This is a genomic window from Streptomyces sp. NRRL F-525 (assembly GCF_000716605.1).
Classification (GTDB): domain Bacteria; phylum Actinomycetota; class Actinomycetes; order Streptomycetales; family Streptomycetaceae; genus Streptomyces.
In genome coordinates this window covers 112,148-118,654 of sequence record NZ_JNXE01000058.1, presented here as the reverse complement: position 1 = coordinate 118,654, position 6,507 = coordinate 112,148, and the positions used below count along the sequence as shown (strand labels likewise).

Sequence of the window (6,507 nt, the reverse complement as noted above, 5' to 3'; positions counted from 1 at the left end):
TAAGAGACAGGGGGCTGGGCGCGCAGTTCCCCGCGCCCCTAGGGGGTTGGGGTGGGGGGAGCTGAGAAGCGCCGGGGCTCGCGGCCGGGCAGAGCTGAAGGCACCGGGCCGTGCGGGGAGTGCCAGGGTCACGCACGGCCCGTAGGGCACCCCCCGAGGAGCAGCCCCCCAAAGGGGCGCGGGGAACTGCGCGACCAGCCCCCACGCCGCAGCACCCGCGAAAAAACCCAAGGCGGCACAACCAACGGCGCACCCGTCACCCCACGTGCAGCCGAATCCCCCCACCCCCCAAATCCTCAACCCGCACCGCACGCAAATCCCGCACCACAACATCCGCCCGATGAAACCCGGCCTGCGGCCCAACCCCCACCACCCGCATCCCCGCGGAGCGCCCCGCAGCGATACCCGCCCCGGAGTCCTCGAAGACAATGCAGTCCGCGGGCGCAACGCCCAACTCGGCGGCCCCCTTCAGGAACCCCTCAGGATCAGGCTTGCTCGCACCGACGGATTCGGCGGTGATACGAACCTCGGGCAGTTCAAGACCGGCCGCCCCCATCCGCGCCGTGGACAACGCGACATCCGCCGACGTGACAAGCGCATGCGGCAGCCCCCGTAGCGACGCCAGGAACTCCGGCGCCCCAGGAATCGGGACGACGCCCTCGACGTCAGCGGTCTCCTCGGCCAGCATGCGCGCATTCTCCGCATGGTTCTGCTCCATCGGCCGCCCCGGCAGCAGCAACGCCATCGACGCATACCCCTGCCGCCCATGCACGACCTTCATGACCTCGTCCGCGTTCAGCCCATGCCGCTCGGACCAACGCCGCCAGATCCGCTCGACGACGGCATGCGAGTCGACAAGGGTGCCGTCCATGTCCAGCAGAAGGGCACGGGCGGTGAGCACGGTGGTGGCCGTCATCGGCAGGCTCCAAGGAACGGGAGAGTAGAACGCGGGTCAACCCCCGGAGGGACAAGGTGGCCCCGTCCGCCGGTCAGGGAAAACGGACGGGAACCACTTTGTTTCTCTACGGTACAAAACAGGACCGGCATCGCGCCACCGCCCCCGGAACAGTTCACCCGCCGTTCAGCTCACCCGCCCGCACCAGAGCCCCCCCCCTCACACGATCAGGCGGTCACGGCCTCCCACAAGCTCCACGCCCCCAGCGCCAGCATCAGCACCGCCGCGATCCGCGTGATCAACTCCAACGGCACCCGCTTCATCAGCGCCTTTCCACCCACGATTCCCAGCCCGGCCACAGCCCACAGCGCCAGCACCGCACCGAGCCCGACGGAGAACGGATCGTCGTAACGCGCCGCGAGGTTCGCCGTCATGATCTGGGTCAGATCACCGAACTCGGCGACCAGGATGAGCATGAACCCGGCACCGGACACCCGCCAGAAGGACTGGTCCTTCGGCGCGCGGACCTCCTCGTCGTCGTCACCCTTCTTGAAGAGGAGCACCGCGGCCCCGCCCAGGAAGAGCACACCGGTGACCGCGGCCACCAACTGCTGCGGCAGCAAGGTCAGTACGCTGCCCGCCGCCACCGCGAGCACGACATGCAGAAGGAACGCGGCGGCCACGCCGGCGAAGACGTACGAGGCGCGGTAACGGGTGCCGAGGACGAGTCCGGCGAGCGCGGTCTTGTCGGGGAGTTCGGCGAGAAAGACGACGCCGAAGACGAGCGCCGTCACGCTGATGCTGATCAAAATTCCTCAATCGGTCGGGGCTGCCCCACCGAGAGTGTGATTGCTGTCCGCGGACACCTCGGCACGGCAGCGCACACGAAAAACGACTAGTGCACTGCTTTACCGAAGGTCTCGCTGGCCGATCCCCGCGTATCCACGCGATGGACCTGCCTCCGGGCGCCGGCTCAGACGAGCTGAGCAGTATGTCGACGGTCCGGCGAAGAGCTACTCCCCTTCTGCGCCATCCACTGTACGCGAGGACCGGCCCCGCCCACCCGTGAGGAAAGTCTCGTCGCGCCCCTTGTTGTGTCATGAGCACGTCACTAGCTTCTTACCGGGCGCACACCTCCCCGCAACACGGCACCGCGAGCATTTCCCCGCTCGCACTCCAACACCCCCACACCACAAGGGAGTTCGTATGCCGAAGTTCTACGCGCGTCGACGACGGCTCAGCATACTCGCGACACTGACCGGCCTCATAGCCTTCGCCGGACTCTTCAACGGCCCGACCGCCTCCGCCGCCCTCCCCACCCCGGTCAGCGCCGCCACCGCCCGCACCTACCTCGCCTCCCTCACCGTGGCCACCGAGGTCAGGACCGGCTACGAGCGCGACCTGTTCCCGACCTGGGACACCATCAGCGGTACCTGCAACACCCGTGAGTGGATCCTCAAGCGCGACGGTACGAACGTCGTCACCACCTCCGCCTGCGTCGCCACCAGCGGCAGCTGGTACTCCCCCTACGACGGCGCCACCTGGACCGCCGCCTCCGACGTCGACATCGACCACCTCGTCCCGCTGGCCGAGGCCTGGGACTCCGGTGCCCGCAACTGGACCACCGCCCAGCGCGAGTCCTTCGCCAACGACGTGACCCGCCCGCAGCTCCTCGCGGTCACCGACAACGTCAACCAGTCCAAGGGCGACAAGGACCCGGCCGAGTGGATGCCCTCGCTCACCTCGTACGCCTGCACCTACGTGCGTGCCTGGGTCCAGGTGAAGTACTACTACGACCTCTCGGTCGACACCGCCGAGAAGGCCAAGCTCACCTCGGTCCTCAGCGGCTGCTGATCCTTTTTGGCAGCCCCGGAACCTGGTCACTGACCTCCGTCGTTCCGTACCGTACGGGGCGACGGAGGAAGGTGATCAACCGTGGCCGGACTGAGTCTTGGACCACTGCTTCGCTACGCCGACGGCTCGTCCGCGACCGTATGGGTCGAGGCGAGCCGCCCGTGCACCGCCGAGGTGCGCTGCGCGGACGGCGCCCGGGGCACCGCCCGCACCTTCCAAGTGGCGGGCCACCACTACGCGTTGGTGCCGGTGGAAGGTCTCACACCGGGGACCTCGACGCCGTACGACGTGTTCCTGGACGGCGCGCACGTGTGGCCGCTGCCCGACTCGCCCTTCCCACCGTCCGTGATCCACACCCCGGACGCGGACGGTACGGTCCGCGTCGCGTTCGGCTCGTGCCGCTGGGCCGCACCGGCCGCCGACGCCCACGACCCGGTGGGCCCGGACGCCCTGGACACACTGGCCTCGCGCATCGCCCGCGAGCCGCGGTCCGAACGCCCGGACGTACTCGTCCTGTTGGGCGACCAGGTCTACGCCGACGAGGTCTCCGACGCGACCCGCCGCTGGCTCTCCGCCCGCCGCGACCTGCGCGAGCCGCCGGGCAGCGAGGTCGCGGACTACGAGGAGTACACGCGCCTCTACTACGAGTCCTGGCTGGACCCGGAAATCCGCTGGCTGCTCTCCACCGTGCCGAGTTGCATGATCTTCGACGACCACGACGTGATCGACGACTGGAACACTTCCGCCTCCTGGCTGGCGGACATGCGGGCGACCCCGTGGTGGCGCGAGCGACTGCTCAGCGGCCTCATGTCGTACTGGGTCCACCAGCACCTCGGGAACCTCTCCCCCGCCGAACTCGCCGCCGATCCCCTCTACTTGGCGGTCCGCTCCGCCCCCGACGGCACCGACGAACTCCGCGCCTTCGCCTGCCGCGCCGACGCCGACCCGGCCACCGTCCGCTGGAGCTACCGGCGCGACTTCGGCCGCGTCCGCCTGCTGATGGTCGACAGCAGGGCCGCCCGCGTCCTCGACGAGCAGAACCGCGCGATGCTCGACCCCGGAGAGGCCGACTGGCTGCGCACCGAGGCACTCACGGACCGCGCCTCCTACGACCACCTCCTCATCGGCACCTCCCTCCCCTGGCTGCTGCCCCACCTCGTCCACGACGCCGAGTCCTGGGACGCGGCCCTGTGCCGGGGTGAACGGGGCACCCGCTGGGCCGAGTTCGGCGAGAAGCTGCGCCGCGCGGCCGACCTGGAACACTGGGCGGCGTTCCCGGAGTCGTTCGAGAACCTGGCCGACCTGATCGCCGAGGTGGGGACGGGAGACGGGGCACCGGCGTCGGTGCTCGTGCTGTCGGGCGACGTACACCACGCGTACGTCGCGGAGCCCAAGTGGCGGACCGGCAGCCCGAGTTCGCGCGTCCTCCAGCTCACCTGCTCCCCCGTCCACAACTCCATCCCCTCCTACATACGCGTCGGCTTCCGCTTCGGCTGGAGCGCGGTCGCCCGCGGCCTGGGCCGCCGCCTGGCCCGGCACGGCCGGTGCGCGGACCCGTCGGTCAAGTGGCGCAAGACGGGCGGGCCTTGGTTCGGCAACCAGCTCATGACCCTTACCCTGCGCGGCCGTTCGGCCCGGCTGCGGCTGGAGCAGGCGCGGGCGGACGGGACGCTGAAGACCGTGGAGGAGTCCCCGCTGACACCCCCCTGACCTCGGTCGGGGCATGATGAGGCGGGCCGTCCGCTTTCCCAGTGGGCGGTCTGCTCCATTGCGCCCCCACACGCCCGGGAGTCACCCCTTTGTCTGCAGTGAACGCGCCCGACGGCGAACCGGCCCCCACCCCGGCCGCCGTCTCGGTCGCCGTGGTCGGCGCCGGTCCGCGCGGCACCAGCGTCCTGGAACGCCTCTGCGCCTCGGCACCGGACCTCCTCCCGCCCGGCACCCGGCTCACCGTCCACGTCGTCGACCCGGCGCCCCCGGGCCCCGGCCGCGTCTGGCGCTCCGCGCAGTCCCCCGAGCTGCTGATGAACACCGTGGCCTCCCAGGTGACCCTCTTCACCGACGCCAGCGTCGACTGCTCGGGGCCCGTCCGCCCCGGCCCGAGCCTGCACGAGTGGGCACCCGCCGAACTGGGCCCCGACGACTACCCCACCCGCGCCCACTACGGCCGCTACCTGGAGTGGGTGTTCGCCCGCACGGTCCGCGAGGCCCCCGAGTCCGTCCAGGTCGCGACACACAGCGCACGCGCGATACGCCTCGACGACACGGCGGACGGCCACCAGTCCCTCACCCTCGACAACGGCCGTACCCTGTCCGCCCTTTCGGCCGTGGTCCTGGCCCAGGGCCACCTCCCGACGACCCCGGACACCCCCCACCGCCGCCTCACCTCCCACGCCGCCCGCCACGGCCTGCGCCACATCCCGCCCGCCAACCCGGCCGACGTCGACCTGACCGTCGTACGGCCCGGCGAACCAGTCCTGTTGCGCGGCCTGGGCCTCAACTTCTTCGACCACACAGCCCTGTTGACGACGGGCAAGGGCGGCCGTTTCGCCCGCACGGAGAACGGCGGCCTGCGCTACGTCCCCTCGGGCAACGAGCCCCGCCTGTACGCCGGTTCACGCCGAGGCATCCCGTACCAGGCCCGCGGCGACAACGCGAAGGGCCCCTACGGCCGCCACACCCCCCAAGTCCTCACCCCCGAGGCGATATCGGCCTTCCGCAAACGCGCCGACTCCGCCGAACCGCCCGAATTCCTCACGGAGATATGGCCGTTGGTGGCGAAGGAGGTGGAGACGGTCTACTACACGGCGCTGCTACGACCCTCCCGCCACCCCGAGTCGACGGACTTCACCGAGCGCTTCCTCGCCGTCCCGCACCGGGACCCCCAAGAGGCCCTGATCCTCGACGAGTTCGGGATCGTAGCCGCAGACCGCTGGTGCTGGGACCGACTGTCCCGCCCGTATACGGAAGCCGATCTCGCGCATCCCACAGCCTGGCGGGACTGGCTGCTGGCGTATCTGCGCGAGGACGCCGAGCACGCGGCGCTCGGCAATGTGGATGGTCCGCTCAAGGCGGCGCTGGACGTGCTGCGCGATCTGCGCAACGAGCTCCGGCTGGTCGTCGACCACGGCGGTCTGGCCGGCACCTCCCGCCGTGACCACCTGGACCGCTGGTACACGCCGCTCAACGCGTTCCTGTCCATCGGCCCGCCCCGGCGCCGTATCGAGGAGCTGGCCGCGCTGGTGGAGGCGGGCGTGGTGGAGGTGCTCGGGCCGCGGCTGGAGGTGCGGGAGGCCGACGGCGCCTGGGTGGCGCGCTCACCGGAGGTACCGGGCTCGGCAGTGCGTGTGACAACCCTCATAGAGGCCCGACTCCCCGAACCGGACCTGCGCCGCACCGCCGACGAACTGCTCGGCCGACTGCTGCGGACGGGCCGGTGCCGCCCGCACACGGTGGACGGTTACGAAACGGGAGGACTCGACGTAACACCACGTCCATACCACCTGATTGACCGTCAAGGAGCCGTCCACGCAAGGCGGTTCGCGTTCGGGGTGCCCACGGAGGGCGTGCACTGGGTGACCGCGGCGGGTGCTCGTCCAGGGGTGGATTCGGTCACGCTTTCGGATGCCGACGCGGTGGCGAGAGCGGTTCTACGTGCGGCGACGGCCGAACCGGAACCGCAAACGGAAGCCGAACGGTGGCCAAATGTTGAACTTGCAAGCATTGATTAGGTTCACCTAACGTTGATCGCTCACTCG

5 protein-coding genes are annotated in these 6,507 nt (G+C 70.3%); 3 read left to right on the top strand and 2 right to left on the bottom strand.

All coding sequences use genetic code 11. The annotated features are described in order from the left end of the window. Positions 1–256: 256 nt before the first annotated feature. Positions 257–916 carry an HAD family hydrolase gene (locus tag OO69_RS45650; RefSeq protein WP_033286913.1) on the bottom strand — a complete coding sequence of 220 codons (660 nt, stop codon included), beginning with the start codon at positions 914–916 and terminating at the stop codon, positions 257–259. Between the two features lie 206 nt (positions 917–1,122). Beyond that, entirely contained in the window at positions 1,123–1,704 is a 582-nt protein-coding gene (locus tag OO69_RS45645) for a TMEM165/GDT1 family protein (protein WP_033286912.1), read from the bottom strand. Between the two features lie 397 nt (positions 1,705–2,101). On the opposite strand from OO69_RS45645, the gene OO69_RS45640 reads away from it, so the two are divergent. The 3 genes from OO69_RS45640 to OO69_RS45630 all read left to right on the top strand — a co-directional run bounded on the left by OO69_RS45640 (position 2,102) and on the right by OO69_RS45630 (position 6,480). Continuing rightward, positions 2,102–2,749 (top strand): HNH endonuclease family protein, encoded by a 648-nt coding sequence (locus tag OO69_RS45640; RefSeq protein ID WP_033286911.1) that lies wholly within the window; start codon positions 2,102–2,104, stop codon positions 2,747–2,749. 81 nt (positions 2,750–2,830) lie between these two features. Next, positions 2,831–4,459 carry an alkaline phosphatase D family protein gene (locus OO69_RS45635; RefSeq protein ID WP_033286910.1) on the top strand — a complete coding sequence of 543 codons (1,629 nt, stop codon included), beginning with the start codon at positions 2,831–2,833 and terminating at the stop codon, positions 4,457–4,459. A gap of 98 nt (positions 4,460–4,557) precedes the next feature. Beyond that, a complete protein-coding gene (locus OO69_RS45630) occupies positions 4,558–6,480 on the top strand; it encodes an FAD/NAD(P)-binding protein (RefSeq protein ID WP_420707969.1) in 1,923 nt (640 codons plus the stop codon). Positions 6,481–6,507: the final 27 nt, after the last annotated feature.